14 protein-coding genes and 3 pseudogenes are annotated in these 17,801 nt (G+C 43.0%); 16 read left to right on the forward strand and 1 reads right to left on the reverse strand.

What is annotated here, in order from left to right; all coding sequences use genetic code 11:
• Positions 1-4: 4 nt before the first annotated feature.
• On the forward strand, positions 5-322 hold the full coding sequence (locus JCM19037_RS17130; RefSeq protein WP_307189861.1) for a UxaA family hydrolase: 318 nt from the start codon (positions 5-7) through the stop codon (positions 320-322).
• Positions 288-1,454, forward strand: a complete 1,167-nt coding sequence (locus JCM19037_RS17135; protein ID WP_042403280.1) for a UxaA family hydrolase — start codon at positions 288-290, stop codon at positions 1,452-1,454. Before JCM19037_RS17130 ends, JCM19037_RS17135 begins: the two co-directional genes overlap by 35 nt.
• 556 nt (positions 1,455-2,010) lie before the next feature.
• Here the strand turns inward: JCM19037_RS17135 and JCM19037_RS17140 are convergent.
• Positions 2,011-2,901, reverse strand: coding sequence for a sulfurtransferase (locus tag JCM19037_RS17140; RefSeq protein WP_042403282.1), 891 nt, complete (start codon positions 2,899-2,901; stop codon positions 2,011-2,013).
• A gap of 148 nt (positions 2,902-3,049) precedes the next feature.
• Here JCM19037_RS17140 and JCM19037_RS24570 point away from each other — a divergent pair, with 148 nt between their 5' ends.
• The 14 genes and pseudogenes from JCM19037_RS24570 to JCM19037_RS23305 all read left to right on the forward strand — a co-directional run.
• Positions 3,050-3,454, forward strand: coding sequence for an HIT family protein (locus tag JCM19037_RS24570; protein ID WP_081829394.1), 405 nt, complete (start codon positions 3,050-3,052; stop codon positions 3,452-3,454).
• Between the two features lie 61 nt (positions 3,455-3,515).
• Positions 3,516-4,325 (forward strand): AraC family transcriptional regulator, encoded by an 810-nt coding sequence (locus JCM19037_RS17150; protein ID WP_042403286.1) that lies wholly within the window; start codon positions 3,516-3,518, stop codon positions 4,323-4,325.
• Positions 4,326-4,470: 145 nt separating this feature from the next.
• Positions 4,471-5,640 (forward strand): Gfo/Idh/MocA family protein, encoded by a 1,170-nt coding sequence (locus tag JCM19037_RS17155; protein ID WP_042403288.1) that lies wholly within the window; start codon positions 4,471-4,473, stop codon positions 5,638-5,640.
• Positions 5,637-6,842: a dihydrodipicolinate synthase family protein gene (locus JCM19037_RS17160; RefSeq protein WP_052363994.1), complete on the forward strand. Its 1,206-nt coding sequence runs from the start codon at positions 5,637-5,639 to the stop codon at positions 6,840-6,842. Before JCM19037_RS17155 ends, JCM19037_RS17160 begins: the two co-directional genes overlap by 4 nt.
• Positions 6,815-7,632, forward strand: a pseudogene (locus tag JCM19037_RS17165) (sugar phosphate isomerase/epimerase family protein). Before JCM19037_RS17160 ends, JCM19037_RS17165 begins: the two are co-directional and overlap by 28 nt.
• A gap of 16 nt (positions 7,633-7,648) precedes the next feature.
• Positions 7,649-8,713 (forward strand): Gfo/Idh/MocA family protein, encoded by a 1,065-nt coding sequence (locus JCM19037_RS17170; protein WP_042403290.1) that lies wholly within the window; start codon positions 7,649-7,651, stop codon positions 8,711-8,713.
• On the forward strand, positions 8,706-9,887 hold the full coding sequence (locus JCM19037_RS17175; RefSeq protein ID WP_052363995.1) for a Gfo/Idh/MocA family protein: 1,182 nt from the start codon (positions 8,706-8,708) through the stop codon (positions 9,885-9,887). The genes JCM19037_RS17170 and JCM19037_RS17175 overlap by 8 nt, the downstream gene beginning before the upstream one ends.
• Positions 9,888-9,946: 59 nt before the next feature.
• A pseudogene (locus JCM19037_RS17180) lies at positions 9,947-11,397 on the forward strand (UxaA family hydrolase).
• A 19-nt stretch (positions 11,398-11,416) separates the two neighbouring features.
• Positions 11,417-12,022 carry a hypothetical protein gene (locus JCM19037_RS17185; protein WP_042403292.1) on the forward strand — a complete coding sequence of 202 codons (606 nt, stop codon included), beginning with the start codon at positions 11,417-11,419 and terminating at the stop codon, positions 12,020-12,022.
• 198 nt (positions 12,023-12,220) lie between these two features.
• Positions 12,221-12,931 (forward strand): hypothetical protein, encoded by a 711-nt coding sequence (locus tag JCM19037_RS17190; protein ID WP_042403295.1) that lies wholly within the window; start codon positions 12,221-12,223, stop codon positions 12,929-12,931.
• Positions 12,932-12,944: 13 nt separating this feature from the next.
• A pseudogene (gene uxaC, locus JCM19037_RS17195) lies at positions 12,945-14,362 on the forward strand (glucuronate isomerase).
• A gap of 824 nt (positions 14,363-15,186) precedes the next feature.
• Positions 15,187-17,070, forward strand: coding sequence for a bacterial Ig-like domain-containing protein (locus tag JCM19037_RS23300; protein ID WP_081829398.1), 1,884 nt, complete (start codon positions 15,187-15,189; stop codon positions 17,068-17,070).
• A gap of 26 nt (positions 17,071-17,096) precedes the next feature.
• Positions 17,097-17,435 (forward strand): hypothetical protein, encoded by a 339-nt coding sequence (locus JCM19037_RS25245; protein WP_152549123.1) that lies wholly within the window; start codon positions 17,097-17,099, stop codon positions 17,433-17,435.
• On the forward strand, positions 17,354-17,801 hold a 448-nt coding region (locus tag JCM19037_RS23305), incomplete at its 3' end, for a right-handed parallel beta-helix repeat-containing protein (protein WP_193744794.1). The genes JCM19037_RS25245 and JCM19037_RS23305, both read left to right, overlap by 82 nt.

Below are 17,801 nucleotides of genomic sequence, written 5' to 3' on the forward strand. Positions count from 1 at the left end.
GGCGATGCGAACACACGTCATAATGAGACCAACCGACAACGTCGCTACAGCGATTACAACCTTGAACGCATCGGATATAGTGACAATTGATGGGTTTGATGAAGTTACGATTCTTACGAATGAAGGCATTGATTTTGGCCATAAATTTGCGATCGTAAACATTAACCAAGGTGCAGATATAATCAAATACGGGGAAGTCATCGGAATTGCATCATGTGCTATTCAAGCAGGTGAGCATGTACACGTTCATAACGTCGATGGAAAACGAGGAAGGGGAGATGTGAACGATGAATTACAAACTAAGCGGATACAGAAGAACTGATGGTACCGTTGGGATACGCAACCACGTATTGATTTTGCCTACGATTGTATGCGCCACACAAGCGGCAATGAATGTAACAAAACTCGTCGACGGTACGGTATCCGTAGTCCATCAACATGGTTGTGCACAAGTCGGCGTCGATTATGAGCAAACCTTCCGCACGTATGTAGGAATGGGTCTAAACCCAAACGTTTACGGCGTTGTAGTGATGGGGCTCGGTTGCGAAACACATCAAGGGCGAAGTGTGGCTGATGAGATCGCGAAACGAACAGACAAACCTGTGGAACTCGTCTCAATTCAAGATCATAGTGGAACGTTACAAGCGACTGCTGAAGCGGCAAAAATTGCTACGCGAATGGTTCAAGATGCGTCAATGGTTGAACGAGAGCCGATTCATTTTTCGGATTTAATTGTCGGAACAGAGTGCGGAGGTTCTGATGCATGTTCTGGACTATCTGCAAATCCTGCTGTCGGATATGTGAGTGATCGAATTGCTCAAAGCGGGGGAACGTCAATTTTAGCAGAAACGACTGAATTAATTGGTGCCGAGCATTTACTTGCTGAACGTGCAAAAGATGATCATGTCGCAAAACGAGTGTATGAAGTGATTGAAGCAATGGAAAATCGCGCATTCAGTATGGGTGTTGATATTCGTACAGGTAATCCGAGTCCTGGTAATCGGGAAGGAGGTCTTACAACCCTTGAAGAAAAATCACTTGGGGCAGCTGCAAAAGCAGGGTCTTCTCGTCTTAATGAGCTCGTTAGTTATGCAGAACGTCCAACTGAAAAAGGGTTAGTCTGGATGGATACCCCAGGTCATGATATTGAGCAGCTTACAGGCATGACAGCAGGGGGAGCACAACTCGTATTATTTACAAGCGGTAGAGGGACACCAACAGGATCACCAATTGCACCGGTAATAAAGATATCTACGAACTCACAAATGTTTGAAACAATGAACGATAATATGGACGTGAACACAGGAACGATTATCGAAGGGAAAGAAACAATTGAAGATGCAGGTGAGCGACTGATGCAAGAAATTGCAACGGTTGCATCGGGGAAACGTACGAAGGCAGAAATCTTTAAGCAACATGATTTTGGAATTTGGCGTATTGGCCCAACGTTCTGATCGTATATTAGATGAGCATTCCCTTTAATAAGGAATGCTCATTTTTGAATAAAGCCGGATTCATAAATTCCAGCGAAATCTCCGAGGTTTTCACGTCAAGATAAAGGGTGGCCTCTGAACATCAGTCTGTCGAATCGCGTGTACATAGCATCAAAGATTGCGTTCATAGAATACGGAAAGGTTTAAAGGTTCAACTCGAACGTGGGTTGTGCTATCCGATCACATCAGTAGCTGTAAAGAACGGGGGCAAAGATTCAAGCTTAAGCGCTTGTTTAAGCGTTAACGATACAGCAACCATGAAGGCAACATATATTCAAGTGCAGGATCATGGACTACCAAAGGAGGAGTCAAACCGTCCATTCTGTCCACAAAAGTAGGGATAAAGTGGATAAATATGTGGAAAAGCACACGCCTGTGTACAGTTACCCACATATCTGAACATATGTGGGTAACCTCAATTAATTTGAAAGTGAAGTTATACACAAGAGCCTAAAGGTACATGTGGTAATCTCACCATGCTAGTAAATATGAAATGCCCGTGTTCGGGTAAACATCTTTATGCTGTAGTGAGCGGTAACGATTCATCTTTCACCCATTCGGTCATGGAGCCGTCATAAACAGCAACGTCTTCTCTGCCGAGCATATACATAATGAAGGCATTCCACGTAGCGGCAATGCCACCACCGCAATAGGCGATTACTTTTTTATTCTCATCAAATACACCCATCGGCTCAAAAATTTCGTGTAATTCTTCTTCTTTTTTTACGAGTAAAGACTCTTCGTCAGACAAGCTTCGGAAGTACACGTTTACGCTGCTTGGAATGTGTCCGGGTCTGCCGTACGTGTTCACCGTTCCTGAAAATGTATCCGGAGACAGGCAATTCATTAACACCGTTGATGAATCGGTCATTGCATTCTTCACGTCTTCTTTCGTTGCGAGAAGTTCTGGCCTGCGCTCAAAAGTAAAGTTAGCGCGTGGGTTCGTTTCTACCCCGGAGCGCATCTCGCGGTTTTCACGTTCCCATTTGCGGATCCCACCTTCGAGTATGGAAATGTCGTCGAATCCTTCAAAACGCAGCATCCACCACACTCGAGTAGCCCAGTCTGAAGCCGCATTGCTTGATCCCACTTCCGCGACACGGTCATAAATGACAACGTGCTTGCCTTCACCAACACCTAGCGCTTCAATCTTATTAACAAATCGTTCTCTTGAAGGGAGCGTGAATGCTTTCTCATCGTCAGGATCAGCGAGTTCGTGCAATACATCTGCGTGCACAGCGCCAGGGATATGAGCTTCTTTATAGGCATCGATCCCGCTATTAATCGAGTACAAACCGTCTCCTTCTGGTAACTTAAGAAATGTTGTTGCATCTAGGATCACAAGGTTGTCGTCGTGTAAATGTTCTGCTAGCCAATCAGTTGAAACGAGTGGTCCGATGGTTGTCATCGTAAATCCTCCTTTTTTAAAAAATATCACTATTCCTAGCGACTTACAAGGAATTTGACTTTTCAATGGATTGGAGAAGTGATTATGAAAAAAGTATTCCCATGTCCCTAAAAACTATGAATGTCCATTTTACCGAGTCGTCAAAGGAATAGCACGACCAAATAACGGGACGAAGCAAAAGTACATTGTTTACCAAGATTCGAATGTGACGGTCTTCGTTGCAAGTAAATGGTGGCCGAACAATCACGGGCACGTGCTCGTTGTTCCTAACGAACATTATGAAAACCTGTATGAGCTCCCCGTTCACCTTGCGGGACCAATTCATTACGTTACCCAGCTCGTCGCCCATGCCATGAAAGAAGCATATGGATGCGATGGCATCTCTACTCGTCAACACAACGAACCCGCCAGCAACCAAGACGTATGGCATTATCATTTGCACGTATATCCAAGGTACAAGAACGATCAGCTCTACACAACGAAAGGCAGTCAGACATTGCCGGGGTGGGGGAGGCTCTTGAGAAGTCGTTGCGAGAAACGATCGAGAGATTAAATCGTTGAAGGAAAGGAAAGCGATGCGTCGAAACGTTTAAAGGAAAGTGAGGTGGGACCGAATGTCTTCTATACTGCATAATGATAAGGTGCGTATTTTTGAAAGCAAACACAAAAACTTTCAAGAAGTACACAAGCATTTTCATGAGACATTTCAGATTTTATATGCACTTGAAGGGCACGGAAACTGTCAGCTCGGCAATGATGACTATATCATCACCAAAGATGATGTACTCATCATTCCTCCGTTCACTTCCCATTCCATAAGTGCAAATACAAAACTTACCATATTGGTGCTAGAATTTGACCAAAAATATTTAAATACCCATATCGAAGATGACCTGCTGGAGCGGGCATTTATACAACCTGAGCGAAGGACATTGTATCCATTCGAAAGCAGTGAGTTTAGGCAACTACTGCGTAAAATGCTGTACGAAATATCACTGCAGGATGATTTGCAGGACCATATCCTTAAATCTCACTTAATTGAGATATTGTGTATTCTTATCCGCTCTAAACGATCAAAATCCACGAATCAATATCAAAGTGTGGTTCGGCCAGAGAGCATTAAAGAAACCATTGACCGCCGTTATTATGAACTGCAAAGTCTCGAAGATTTATCAAAAAAAGTCAACGTGAGTAAGAGTTATATACAAAGAATTTTTAAAGATCAGTATTCCCGGACCCCTATGCATTATCTGTCTGAAGTAAGGATTGGCCGTGCAAAGCAGTTACTTACTGAATCGGATCAAGAAATTTCATCCATATGTTTTGAAGTTGGCTTCTCATCATTGGCGACGTTTTATCGTATTTTTAAAAAGCATGTGGGAATCCCGCCAAACACATATCGTTCGACATACAATAAAACATAAGTCAACGCCTTTGCGCAGGCTTATGTTTTTTATTTGAAAAATCAGTTCTTTTTTTGAGAAATTCAGAATGAATGGGTGCGATTTAATAAGAAAGCTTCTCCAATCTGTATTACGTTATATGCATAGGCGAAAAGGAGGGCTTCATATGACGAACGTGTATAAATATGGAATCATTATGAACGGGGTAACTGGGAGAATGGGGACAAGGCAACATCTTATTCGTTCCATTAAAGCGATAAGGGAACAAGGAGGAGTTACATTAGAGAATGGAGATATTGTCTATCCAGAACCGATTTTGGTCGGAAGAAACGAACATAAATTACAAGCATTATGCGAAGCGCATGGCATTGAGAAGTGGACCACAAATCTTAATGAAGTGCTTTACGACGGCAACTATCCAATCTATTTCGACTCTCAAACAACGACGAGACGCAAAGAGAGCATTGAAAAAGCAATCGCTGCGGGCAAACATATTTATTGTGAAAAGCCGACCGCAACATCGTTACAAGACTCTTTGAAGCTTGCTCGGCTTGCGAAAGATTCGGGTGTTAAAAATGGTGTAGTTCAAGATAAATTATTCCTTCCAGGAATTATCAAATTAAAGAAACTCATTGATTCAAAATTTTTCGGTAGAATTTTATCGGTCCGGATGGAATTTGGGTACTGGGTGTTTGAAGGAGACTGGCAAGAGTGTCAGCGTCCTTCATGGAATTATAAAAAAGAAGAAGGTGGAGGAATCATTAGCGACATGTTCCCACATTGGCGGTATGTCCTCGATCATCTGTTTGGATCTGTGGAGGAAGTTAGCTGTACGTATACAACGCACATCGAAAAACGGGTTGATGAACATGGCAATGCATATGAGGCAACCGCGGATGATGCAGCTTATGCAACGATCAAACTGAAAGATGATGTAATCGCTCAAATTAATTCCTCTTGGGCAGTACGGGTCAATCGTGATGACCTGCTTACAATTCAAGTTGACGGGGAGTTTGGAAGTGCAGTGGCAGGACTTAGGGAATGCAAGACACAACATCGTGTTAACACACCGAAACCAGTTTGGAACCCTGATCTTGAGAATACGATAGCGTTTACAAACCAGTGGGAAGACGTTCCGAGTAATGAAATCTATGAGAACGCATTTAAGCTTCAGTGGGAGATGTTCTTAGAACATGTGCATAGCGATACGCCATTTCCTTGGGACTTCTTAGAAGGTGCAAGGGGAACACAATTGGCAGACCTCGCGGTGCAATCTTCAGATGAAAAGCGATGGATGAAAGTTCCCTCACTTGAAAAACAAGAGGTCACTTCATGACACGAACATCAATTTTTTTACCAACAAGTGATCGACAAGTGGTCGAATACGTGTTGCAAACTAAAGAGATAAAGCAAGCGGAAAAAGTGACGTTTCATAAGCGAATTGCGTTTTCTGCGGCTCACGTCGTGGCAGATCCATTCTCGACTGGTGACCCATTGAAAGATACAGGTATTGATTGGGAAGCAACGCTTAACTATCGACATTTTTTATGGAATCAAGGGTTTGCTGTGGCAGAGGCGATGGATACTGCACAACGTGGGATGGGCCTAGAATGGAGTCAAGCGAAAACACTGATTACTCGTTCAGTAAAAGAAGCTCAAGCAGTGAATGGGAAAATAGCTTGCGGTGCAGGCACCGACCAGCTTGATCCGAATAAGCCTGCCACACTCGATGAAATCGCAATTGCTTACGAAGAACAGTGCGAACATATTGAGCAAGCTGGAGGTCAAGTTATACTAATGGCCAGTCGTGCATTGGCGCGCACAGCCAGATCTCCGGAAGATTACGCGTATGTATACGGGCGTGTACTAAGTCAAGTATCGAGTCCTGTCATCCTTCATTGGTTGGGAGAAATGTTTGATCCTTCTCTTTCCGGTTATTGGGGCAGTGCGAACCTCAATGAAGCGATGAGTCATTGTTTGGATGTGATTAGGGAGCATCAACAACGAGTAGATGGAATTAAAATCTCTTTGCTAGACAAACAGAAAGAAATCGTCATGCGTCGCCAATTACCGGAAAGTGTAAAGATGTACACGGGCGATGACTTTAATTATCCGGAGTTAATCGAAGGGGATGAAGTTGGCTATAGCCATGCACTGCTCGGAATCTTTGACGCCATTGCCCCAACAGCGGCAGATGCATTGAATGATTTGGATGCAGGAGATGTGGCGGGATATCGCAGAAAAATGGAAAAGACATTGCCATTGGCACGACATATTTTCCAAAAGCCAACGTTCTCTTATAAAACGGGCATTGTATTTTTAGCCTACTTGAATGGGCATCAATCCCATTTTCGCATGGTCGGTGGTGCAGAGAGTGCACGTTCTCTTTTACACCTTTCTCAATTGTTTACGTTGGCAGACCAAGCAGGAGTCCTGACAGCACCTCAATTGGCTACCGAGCGAATGCAGCAGTGGTTAAAGTTGTCTGGTATTCAACAAGGAGGCGAAACATGCAGCAAGTACAAGTTGAACGTGTAAGTTTAAATCAAATTACAACTGAACAGTGGGATGTACGACAGGCCATTGAAGGTTGTGATCGGCATGGCGTGTCATGGATTTCATTATGGCGCCACAAAATCCAAGAAGTAGGAATTCAAGAAACGAAGCGAATGCTTCAGGCTCATGGGTTGCAAGTCTCTAGTTTGTGCCGCGGCGGAATGTTCCCTGCACGTACCAAAAACGAGAGAATAAAACGAATTGAAGACAATAAACGAGCCATTGACGAAGCAGCAGAATTGGGTGCAAAAGTCTTAGTGCTTGTGTGTGGTGCTTCTGGTGACGATGATCTTGAAGTGAGTCGACAGTGGGTGCTTGAAGGTATCGAAGCAATCTTGCCATATGCAGCCTCACGAGGGGTTCAATTAGGTATTGAACCGTTACATCCAATGTATGCAGCAGATCGTTCTGTGATCGTTACTGCTGGTGAAGCGAATACGTTAATAGAACATTTCAATTCAGCCACCTCGGTATTGTTCTTGATGTGTTTCATATTTGGTGGGACCCAAACATTATGAAGGAAATTGATCGTGCACATGGAAAAATCCTTGGTTTTCATGTGTCGGATTGGAAAGTACCGATGAAAGACATGTTTAAAGGCAGAGCCATGATGGGTGATGGGGTGATTAACATTAAAAAATTAAGAGAATCAGTAGAAAAGAATGGATATTGCGGACCGGTTGAAGTAGAGATTATTAATCAAGATCTTTGGAATCAACCAGGAGATGATGTTCTCGTTCAGATGAAAGAACGATTCATTGAGCATGTATAAGAAATGAGGTGAGCACATGAAGACATACACCCCGAACCTTAAACTTGGCAGAGCGGTGCAACAGGGAGAGTTCAACATTGCAGCAATCGGTTTGGATCACAATCATATTTATGGAATGTGCAAAAGACTTGCAGATGCTGGAGCATCTGTGAAGTGGGTGTATGACCCAGATCCTCATAAAACGCAATGGTTTAAAGAGAAGTTTCCTGAAGTGGAGGTGGCTCCTTCAGCGCAAACAATTTTAGAAGATCAAGAAGTTCACATGGTTGCGGCTGCGCCGATTCCTTCTGAAAGAGGAGAGTTAGGTCTAAAAGTCCATCGGCACGGCAAGCATTATTTCACCGCAAAAACACCGTTCACGTGCATCCAACAGTTAGAGAAGGCAAAAGAGATGGTTAGGCAAACAGGCAAGGTTTGGGCGGTGAATTACAGTGAACGCATTGCCGTTGAAAGTGCCGTTTTTGCCGGACAACTTATTGAAGAAGGGGCCATTGGCAGAGTGGTACAAGTCATTGGCACAGGCCCTCACAAGCTGAAAGAGGGAGAGCGTTCTTCTTGGTTTTTTGAAAAGGAGAAATACGGCGGAATCCTTTGTGATATTGGCAGTCATCAAGTAGAACAATTTCTAACCTTCTCAGGAGCTAAACGTGCTGAAGTGGTGTTTAGTCGTACGGAGAATTATGCACATCCAGATTATCCGGAACTTGAAGATTTTGGGGAAGTGTCCCTAAAGGCAGATAACGGAGCATCGAATTATTTCCGTGTCGATTGGCTGACACCAGATGGGCTTCATTCTTGGGGCGATGGCCGGACATTTATTTTAGGAACAGACGGGTATATTGAATTGCGCAAGAATCTTGACCTCATGCGTAGTCGAGAAAGTGATCACCTATTTCTTGTTAATCATGAAGGAGAACAATACTTTTCATTAAAAGGTAAAGTAGGACTCCCGTTTTATCACCATCTTATTGGAGACTGTTTGCATGGAACTGAGAAGGCAATGACTCAGGAACATGCTTTTCTAGCATCTGAGTTAAGTCTGAAAGCACAGAATATGGCTGAGCGAGAGAGGGGTGGTTGAGATAAAAGAAGTATCTATCTTGCTCGTCGGTATCGGCGGTTACGGAAGCACGTATGTGCGTGAACTTCTTTCAATGGATCAATTCTCATTGGTGAAAGGCGTTGTAGATCCTAACCCAGAGAGGAGTCCATTCTACGCTGAAGTAAAAAAGGGGTCCATTCCAGTCTTTGAAACGGTTGATGAATTCTTTGCAAATCACTCGGCTGATTTAACAATTATTTCGAGTCCTATACCTTACCATAATGAACAAACTCTTGCCGCTCTAAAACACGACAGCCATGTTTTATGTGAGAAACCATTGACAACGGACATTGAACAGATTTACGACATCATTGCGCTTAAGAATGAGAAAAAACGATTTGTTGCTGTTGGCTTCGATTGGTCTTACTCGCGTTCGATACAAAAATTAAAGACCGAGGTCATAAGCGGAACCTTTGGTCGGCCCATTCAATTTAAAACGTTAGTGCTATGGCCAAGGGATGACAATTATTTTCAGCGAGCCGTATGGGCGGGGAAATGCAAAACTGATGACGGCATACCGATTTATGACAGCGTAGCCAATAATGCAGCGGCTCATTTTCTTCATAACATGTTCTACTTGCTGGGCAGCACCCCTTTTGAAAGTGCACATCCGCTAAAGCTAGAGTCGGAATTATACCGAGTTAACCCAATTGAAACGTTTGATACATGTGCATTGAGAGTCAAAGTAGAAGGAGGAACTGAGCTTCTTTATTTAGCGACGCACGCGGGAGCCGAACAAAAAGGCCCGATCTATGAGTATGTTTTTGAAGACGCTGTGATTCAGTATGAGCGGTATGGTTCAATCATCGTTACGATGCGGGACGGGACGATACGAAGGTACTCGGATCCTGAAGAGGAAAGAAGTCAAAAGCTATTTTCATGCATTGAAGCGGTGAAAACTAAAGACTATACACATGTTTTATGCGGTCCCGAATCGGTAATCCCTCACGCAATGTGCATTGATGCCTTGCATACAGCGATGAATGACACCATTGTGTTTCCAGATCAATCCGTAATTCGTGAAGACAAACGGAGGTCAGTCAAAGGTTTAGACGAGATCATGAAAAAATCATTTGAATTGTGGAAGCTTCCAAGCGAGTTAGAAGAAGCTGATTGGGCAGTGCGAGGTTATACATCAATATTCTCACACTAAAGGAGGACGCAATGAGTGTTCAAAATATCAAAATACACGATAAAGACAATGTCGCGGTCATGCTCGGCGATGGAAAATCTGGGCAATGGCTGAAAGTCGGAAACGAAACGATTGTATTGAAGGAAGATATTGCAGCAGGTCATAAAGTAGCTCTCCAAGAAATGGCGACAGGTACGGAAATTATAAAGTACGGCAATGCGATCGGGTCAATTACAGAGAATATTATGGCAGGCAGCTGGGTGCACTCACACAACTTAAAAACAAATTTAGATGGAAAATTAACGTATTCATACAATCCTCTGCAAACAGATCGTGAGAATAAACAAAAGAGCTCTGTAACGTTCAAAGGGTATCGACGAGGCAATCAAGATGTGGCCATTCGAAATGAGATATGGATTATTAACACGGTAGGCTGCATAAACAAATCTGCAGAGCTCTTAGCCAAACTGGCAACGAAAGAACTAACTACTGCTGATGAAGTAGATGAGATTCGCAGCTTCCCTCACCCGTTTGGATGTTCACAGCTTGGTGACGACTTGAAGTATACGCAGCAATTTTTAAGCAGTCTCGTACAACATCCAAATGCAGCTGGTGTACTTGTTATGGGGCTAGGGTGTGAAAATAATACAATCCAATCATTTCAATCTATGGTAGGAGAAGTAAAAGATAAGAAAGTCATGTTTTTTAGTGCGCAGGAAGTGGATGACGAGCTTGAAGAAGGACTTCAGTGCATCTCTGAATTGGTGGAATATGCGAATACTTTTCAGAAAGAAGACATCCCTATTTCTGAATTGAAAATTGGTTTAAAGTGCGGTGGGTCCGATGGGTTCTCAGGAATTACGGGCAATCCACTGGTTGGGCGGTTTTCTGATCGATTAATTGAAATGGGCGGGACTGCAATTATGACTGAAGTTCCAGAGATGTTTGGCGCGGAGACACTGCTCATGAATCGTGCAGAAAGTGAAGACGTATTTCATAAAACCGTTCATCTCGTTAATGATTTTAAGGATTATTTTATCCGGCACAATCAAGTCGTCTATGAAAACCCTTCCCCAGGTAATAAAGAGGGTGGTATTACAACGCTGGAAGAGAAATCTTTAGGGTGTGTGCAAAAGGTGGATCTGCTCCGATTGTGGATGTATTAAGTTATGCGAGCCGAGCGGAAAGAAATGGTCTAAACCTTCTTCAAGGCCCAGGGAACGACCTTGTGTCTGTATCCAATCTTGCAGCGGCTGGTGCACATATTGTCTTGTTTACGACAGGTAGAGGAACGCCGTATGGCGGTCCCGTGCCAACCGTGAAAATCTCGACAAATACAACGCTTGCCCGTAAGAAAAAACGGTGGATTGATTTTAATGCCGGTCAAATTGTTGAAGGAGCGAATATCGAAGGCGTTGCAGAAGAGCTGCTTGAATACATTATTAAACTTGCCTCCGGCGAAGTTCAAACGCAAAACGAGAAGTATGAATTTAAAGAGATAGCCATTTTCAAAGATGGCGTGATTTTGTAAGTGAAAGGGTGCAATGTTTATGGCTATATTAGATCATTCGCTTATCCGCGCAAAAGAACTAGCACCAAAAGAAGCGTACGAACCTCATCCGTTTCGAATTATGCAGTTTGGAGAAGGCAATTTTATACGTGCATACTTTAATTGGATGATTCATCAGCTCAATACAACCGGAGAGTATCGAGGACGTGCGGTTGCTGTTCAGCCGACTCCTCACGGAAAGAAGATGTCAATATTTAATAGGCAAGACGGATCATTTACTGTCATGTTAAAAGGATATATGAACGAAAAGGTCATCGATGAATCGGAGGTAATTACATCCATTGGCGAAGGGATCAATCCGTATGAAGATTGGGAGCGATTTTTGACGTTTGCCGCATCTGAAGAGTTGCAAGTCATTACGTCAAACACGACAGAAGCAGGGCTCTCATACACTTACGAACGTTTGGAAAAGGATCGTGCCTGTTTATCTTTCCCGGGCAAAGTAACACAACTATTGTATGCAAGGTATCAAGCTTTTAAAGGATCAAAGGAGGGTGGATTACATATTCTTCCCTTAGAGTTGATCGACAATAATGGGAGTCTGCTAAAAGAGATTATTTTACGGAAATCCATGACTGGGAATTAGGTGGAAATTTCAAAAATTGGGTGTTGAACCATCAATTTTTATAACACACTCGTTGATCGAATTGTAACCGGCTATCCAAAAGAGAACGACGAACACTATTTTCATCGGTTAGGGTATGAGGATTATCTTCTCACAGTTGCTGAACCGTATCATCTGCTTGTTATTGAAGGGAACGATACCATTAAGGATATTCTGCCTTTGCACAAGGTTAGTGGATTGAATGTGCAGTACGGGGAAGTGAAAGCGTATTCAGAACTCAAAGTGAGACTTCTTAATGCGCCGCATACGATGATGTTTGCATTGGCACAGTTTGTCGGTACAACGACTGTCAAACAAGCGATGAGTAATGACCAACTCAGGCAATTTATCAAGGAAGTCATGCACTCGGTCATTCGCCCGGTACTTCCTCAAACTGACGAAGAGAAAGAGGCGTATATTGAGGGGGTCATTGAACGCTTTGACAACCCTTATCAGCATCATCAACTTTCGGATTTAGGCCTGAATGGAATGCAGAAATTCCGCTCTCGGGTAGTGCCCATTTGGCGCAAGTGGAAAGGTGAGGAAACTGCAGCTGAACATTATCTTAGCTTGTCACTTGCGGCGTTGATTTATTATTTCCGACCGACAGAGCCCGATCAAGAGAGTGGGACAACGGTCATTAACGGTATCGCAGTGCCTTTGCGAGAGGAACTTTCCACCATGAATTTTATGTACGCCGAATGGAACAACGTTTCACAGCGAAAACAAACCATGCAAGAGCTCGTACTGAATGTGATGAACAATGAACAGATTTGGAAAGAGAGTATGGAATGTGTGAATCCTGCAGTTGTTGCTTCGTATTTAACGATTCTATGTAAAGAAGGCGGTAGTGCAGCCATTGAAACGCTAATGAAGCATACAAACAAGTAAAAGGAGAGGTTGAATGCTAATTTCTAAAGACACGTTTATAGATGATCATTTCTTATTAAACTCAGACGCCGCAAAACAACTTTACCATGATTATGCGAAAGAGATGCCGATTATTGATTATCATTGTCACGTTCCTCCCAATGAGATTGAACAGAATCGTAAATTTGAAAACATCTCGGAAATATGGCTACATGGAGATCACTACAAATGGCGAGCGATGCGAATGCTCGGGGTAGATGAATCCTACATTACCGGAGATAAAAGTGATAAAGAGAAATTCATGAAGTGGGCAGCGTGTGTTCCGAAAACAATTGGAAACCCATTGTTTCACTGGACTCACTTAGAATTAAAGAGATACTTTGATGTGAATGACATGTTGTCAGAAACGAATGCTGAGAAGATTTGGGACAAGGTGAATGCTGACTTGCAAGGAGCCGACCTAACCACGAGAAAAATTATTGAAAAATCGAATGTCGAGCTTATTTGTACGACAGATGATCCTATCGACAGCTTAGCAAGTCACAAGCGCTTATCTCATGATAAAGAGTTCGAAGTCGCAGTGCTGCCAGCGTTCAGACCTGACAAAGTTCTGCAGATTTCTTCACCTGCATTTCAAGAATATGTTCAATTATTAAGCGAAGCATCAAACGCAAGGATTGAACATTTGGACGATCTTATAATGAGCTTAGAAAAACGAATGACGTATTTCCACGAACATGGATGTCGTATATCTGACCATGGAATTTATGGGATTCCGTTTTCTCCGTGTTCAAAAGAAGAAGCAACCCGCATTTTTCTGAAGGCTTTGAATGGTGAACAAGTGTCAATGGTTGATGAGGAAAAATACCAAACGTTCGTATTGCGAGTGCTCGGTCAAATGTATCACGATCATAACTGGACGATGCAACTGCATATAAGTGCGATGCGCAACAACAATTCCAAGTGGTTTGAAGTGCTGGGGCTGATACAGGCTTTGACACAATTGGTGACCAGCCGATTGCTGCCAAGCTCAATGGTTTTTTAAATGAGTTGGAAAAAGATAATGCGCTCCCAAAAACAATTTTATACAGTGTGAATCCTCAGTTTAATGAGGTGATTGCTTCCGCGTTAGGTGCCTTTTCTGCGAATGGGCAAGTAGGTAAGATTCAATTCGGTTCAGCCTGGTGGTTTAATGATCACAAGGAAGGTATGACAAAGCACATGAGTGACCTTGCAAATATTGGCCTGTTAAGTACTTTTGTCGGTATGCTGACGGACTCAAGGAGCTTCTTGTCATACACAAGGCACGAATACTTTAGGCGCGTTCTCTGCAGATTGATTGGTGAGTGGGTGGAGAATGGGGAGGCACCAAAGGATTACAAATATTTAGGTGATCTTGTCCAAAACATATCATATTGGAATGCAAAACATTATTTCAAATTCCCTATGTGAAAGGAGTATTAAATGAAAGGAGGGAACGAAATGATCATGTTCAAGAGGTGGCTTCCAGCCGCCTTAGCTTTTTTACTTGTCGCATCACCTTATGGTTCTGTTGCAAAGGCGGTTCAAGATCAAGGGTTTATTAATCCCCCTGATCATTATAAAGCGAGTGTTTTTGGTGATCTTGGAGGACAGAACAGTATAACCGCTGAGAATTTTGAGATTGATACGAACGATGATGGCACGCTATACATGAGGAGCTCCAATAACCAAGGGAAAATCGCGAGCAACAGTGAGGGCATCGCTTACACATACAAACAAATATCAGAAAGTTCAAATTTTAATTTAAGCACGACTGTGACGGTGGAGGATTGGACACCGAACAATCAAGTGAGCTTTGGAATCATGGTAAGAGATGAGATTCTAAAAAATGAGAATGATGAACACTTTACGGGTGATTACTTGGCTGTTGGCGCACTTGATCAAGAGATGAAAGGGTTTTACAACAAGAACGACAGGAGCAGTATCGAAAAGGATCATTGGTCTTTTGATGATTCTGATCCCCCACATGGGAATAAAGAATACTCACTCGCTCTCATCAAAAGCGGAGATGTGTATCAACTTTCTGTGAATGGTGAGCATCAAATAGTAGAAGATTTTGATGCAGCACTTTCCTATGGAGGTTTTTTTACGGCACGTAATACAGCGGTGACTTTTAGTGAGTATAAGGTGGATGTATTATCTGATGAAGCAGATGGTGCTTCCCTTGTTGTTGATGATCAACGGGTGAAAAAAGAATATTTGAAAGGGGAAGATTTAAATTTAGAAGGCTTCGTGTGCATGTTGAAAGCGCCAATGGAAGTGAGCGAAGGGTCAACGAAGACGAGTGGATCGTTACGGGTTATGACCCACAAGAGACCGGCGATCAGCAAATTAATATACATTATAATGGATTGACAGAAGAGATAGAAGTGACTGTTCATCCTTTATCTGTAACCGATTTGACCGTGGAATATGCACCCGCAAAGTCAACGTATTATGTCGGCGATATATTGAACACGGACGGGTTGGAGATCGAGGCAGAATACAATGACGGTTACAAACATGGACCGCTCGAGCATACCGAGGTATCCTTTCAAATTCAAGGTAAAACGGTTCACCCGGGTGAAGTACTGACGAGTCCAGGAGAAAAAACGGTCTGGGTAGTTTCAGATGATTATTTCAGAGCTTTAGATTCTTTCACGATCGACATTCGTGACGAGGCGATCACTGAACTGGAGATTAGACAAGCTCCTGTTAAGACGTCGTATTTTATTGGAGAAGAATTTGAGCCCGCAGGAACGATGGTTTATGCCCATTATGAGGACGGAGAAGAAGTTCGAATAGGTCTTCAAGAGGTAGAGATTGATGATGAGAACACCGATCACATCGGGAGAAAAACCGTTGAAATTAGCTACAAAGGTGAAGTAGCAAGTTTCGATATCGAAGTCAAAGAACCTGAAGTCACACATATAGAAATTGTGGAATATCCAAAAACGACGTATGAAATTGGCCAACCATTCGATCCTAACGGTCTGGAAGTTGTATACGCATATGATAATGGAGATCAAACTACGGTGGAAGAAGAAACATTGTCGTTGGACATATCGGAATATGATGAATCGGAACCGGGGAGGTACGAGATTGTTATTGAGGCAAACGGGAAGGCGTTTGAAGCGATAAAACTTCCTGTTATCGTCCAAAATCCGCGAGAACATCTATGGGAATCGATTGTATTTGGCCAATCAATTGGTGAAGACACCAACAGTATTAAAGAACATGAGGGTGGCAACATCGAGTTGTATGCCCATGGAAATGCCGGGAAGGTGACGCAAGACCATGATGGCATTTCCTATTACTATACTGAATTAAATGCAGAAGGCGACAATTTTGACCTATCTGCAGATATTGAAGTTATTGAGTATGCGAAGGCACCTCACGATGGTCAGGAGTCATTTGGGATTATGGCACGCGATGCGATCGGTCCAGCGTGGGATTCAAGCGTATTTTCATCCAATGTTGCTACAGTCGGAGGCTTTAGCGGTGGAACTAGCGAAGCCAATGGAACGCAATTGTATGTAAGAAGCGGGGTGATATCTCCTGATGGAGAAGGCAGTGAAGGTATTCAGAAAAACATGATACAGGAAGAGCGCCCCGGTTCGTCAAACACTTTTCCTGCAATGGAGTACAGATTACAATTAACAAAAACCAACAGTGGGTTTAAAGGTTCACTAAATGGCGAGAATGAGACCATAATCTTTGAACCAGATATTCTTAACGTACAAGATGATAAAATGTATGTAGGTTTCTTTGTCGCAAGAGAAGCTACAATAAATGTTCATAATATTGATTTGTCGGTAACCGATGCTAATGTAGACCCACCAAAAGTTGACCCCCCATCTGAGCCAGTTGAGCCGACGTTGAACATCGTATCCTTAGAACGGACATCAGACACAGAGACGTATCATGTAAAAGCTGAATCCAATACTGAGGGGACTCTCCGGCTCATTCAAGAAGGACAAGTGATTGAAGAGGAAGGAAAAATGTCCCTGGTGTGGTCCTGCCCATTCATGCACCTCTTAATGATAATGAACAAACACGATTTACGGCTGTGTTTATACCCGATGACTCGAAAAACTTATCAAACGATCAGCCGATCATCAAAAATTTCACGGTTATAAACCGAACATTCCAAGACGAAATTCATGTGACACCTGAAGGCCATCATACAGGAGAGGGTACAAGGAATGATCCAGTTGATGTTGATACTGCCATAGATTTTGTCAGGCGAGGACAAACAATCCTTCTCCATGATGGGCACTACATTCGGGATGAAAAGCTGAACATTCGTAAGTATAATGATGGAGCAGAAGGTGAAATGAAAACGTTGAAAGCAAAGAAAGGCAGTCACCCGGTCATTGATTTTAACTCTGTATCAGAGGGTGCGGTGCTGAGTGGAGATTATTGGCATATCGAGGCATTGATTTTGCCCGTTCCGCAGGTAATACGAAAGGTTTCGTCATCGGCGGCAGTCATAATATTGTAGAGAATAGCAGATTCTATGAAAACGGCGATACGGGACTACAGATCAGTCGTACGGACCCTTCTGAAGACGATATATCTATGTGGCCGTCACACAACCTTGTCTTAAACTCGACATCTTTTGATAATCGAGACCCTGCAGAGAACAACGCGGATGGATTTGCAGCAAAGCTAACGTCAGGGGAAGGCAATGTGTTTCGAGGAGCAATTGCTCATAACAATATTGATGATGGTTTTGATTTATATGCAAAGGTAGGAACCGGTGCAATTGGTGCTGTTGTCATTGAAGACAGTATTGCATATAGAAACGGCACACTTACTAATGGTAGTGCAGGTGGTGGGGATAAAAATGGCTTTAAACTGGGGGGGG

It is taken from the genome of Geomicrobium sp. JCM 19037 (assembly GCF_000698105.1).
In the GTDB taxonomy this organism is placed as follows: Bacteria; Bacillota; Bacilli; order Bacillales; family Marinococcaceae; genus Geomicrobium_A.

Bases quoted from the DNA above. Each gene is read 5' to 3' on its own strand.
- JCM19037_RS17155 (WP_042403288.1), top strand. From the start codon at position 4,471: ATGACGAACGTGTATAAATATGGAATCATTATGAACGGGGTAACTGGG.
- JCM19037_RS17160 (WP_052363994.1), top strand. From the start codon at position 5,637: ATGACACGAACATCAATTTTTTTACCAACAAGTGATCGACAAGTGGTC.
- JCM19037_RS17140 (WP_042403282.1), bottom strand. From the start codon at position 2,901: ATGACAACCATCGGACCACTCGTTTCAACTGATTGGCTAGCAGAACAT.
- JCM19037_RS17130 (WP_307189861.1), top strand. From the start codon at position 5: ATGCGAACACACGTCATAATGAGACCAACCGACAACGTCGCTACAGCG.
- JCM19037_RS17135 (WP_042403280.1), top strand. From the start codon at position 288: ATGAATTACAAACTAAGCGGATACAGAAGAACTGATGGTACCGTTGGG.
- JCM19037_RS17170 (WP_042403290.1), top strand. From the start codon at position 7,649: ATGAAGACATACACCCCGAACCTTAAACTTGGCAGAGCGGTGCAACAG.
- JCM19037_RS17150 (WP_042403286.1), top strand. From the start codon at position 3,516: ATGTCTTCTATACTGCATAATGATAAGGTGCGTATTTTTGAAAGCAAA.
- JCM19037_RS17185 (WP_042403292.1), top strand. From the start codon at position 11,417: ATGGCTATATTAGATCATTCGCTTATCCGCGCAAAAGAACTAGCACCA.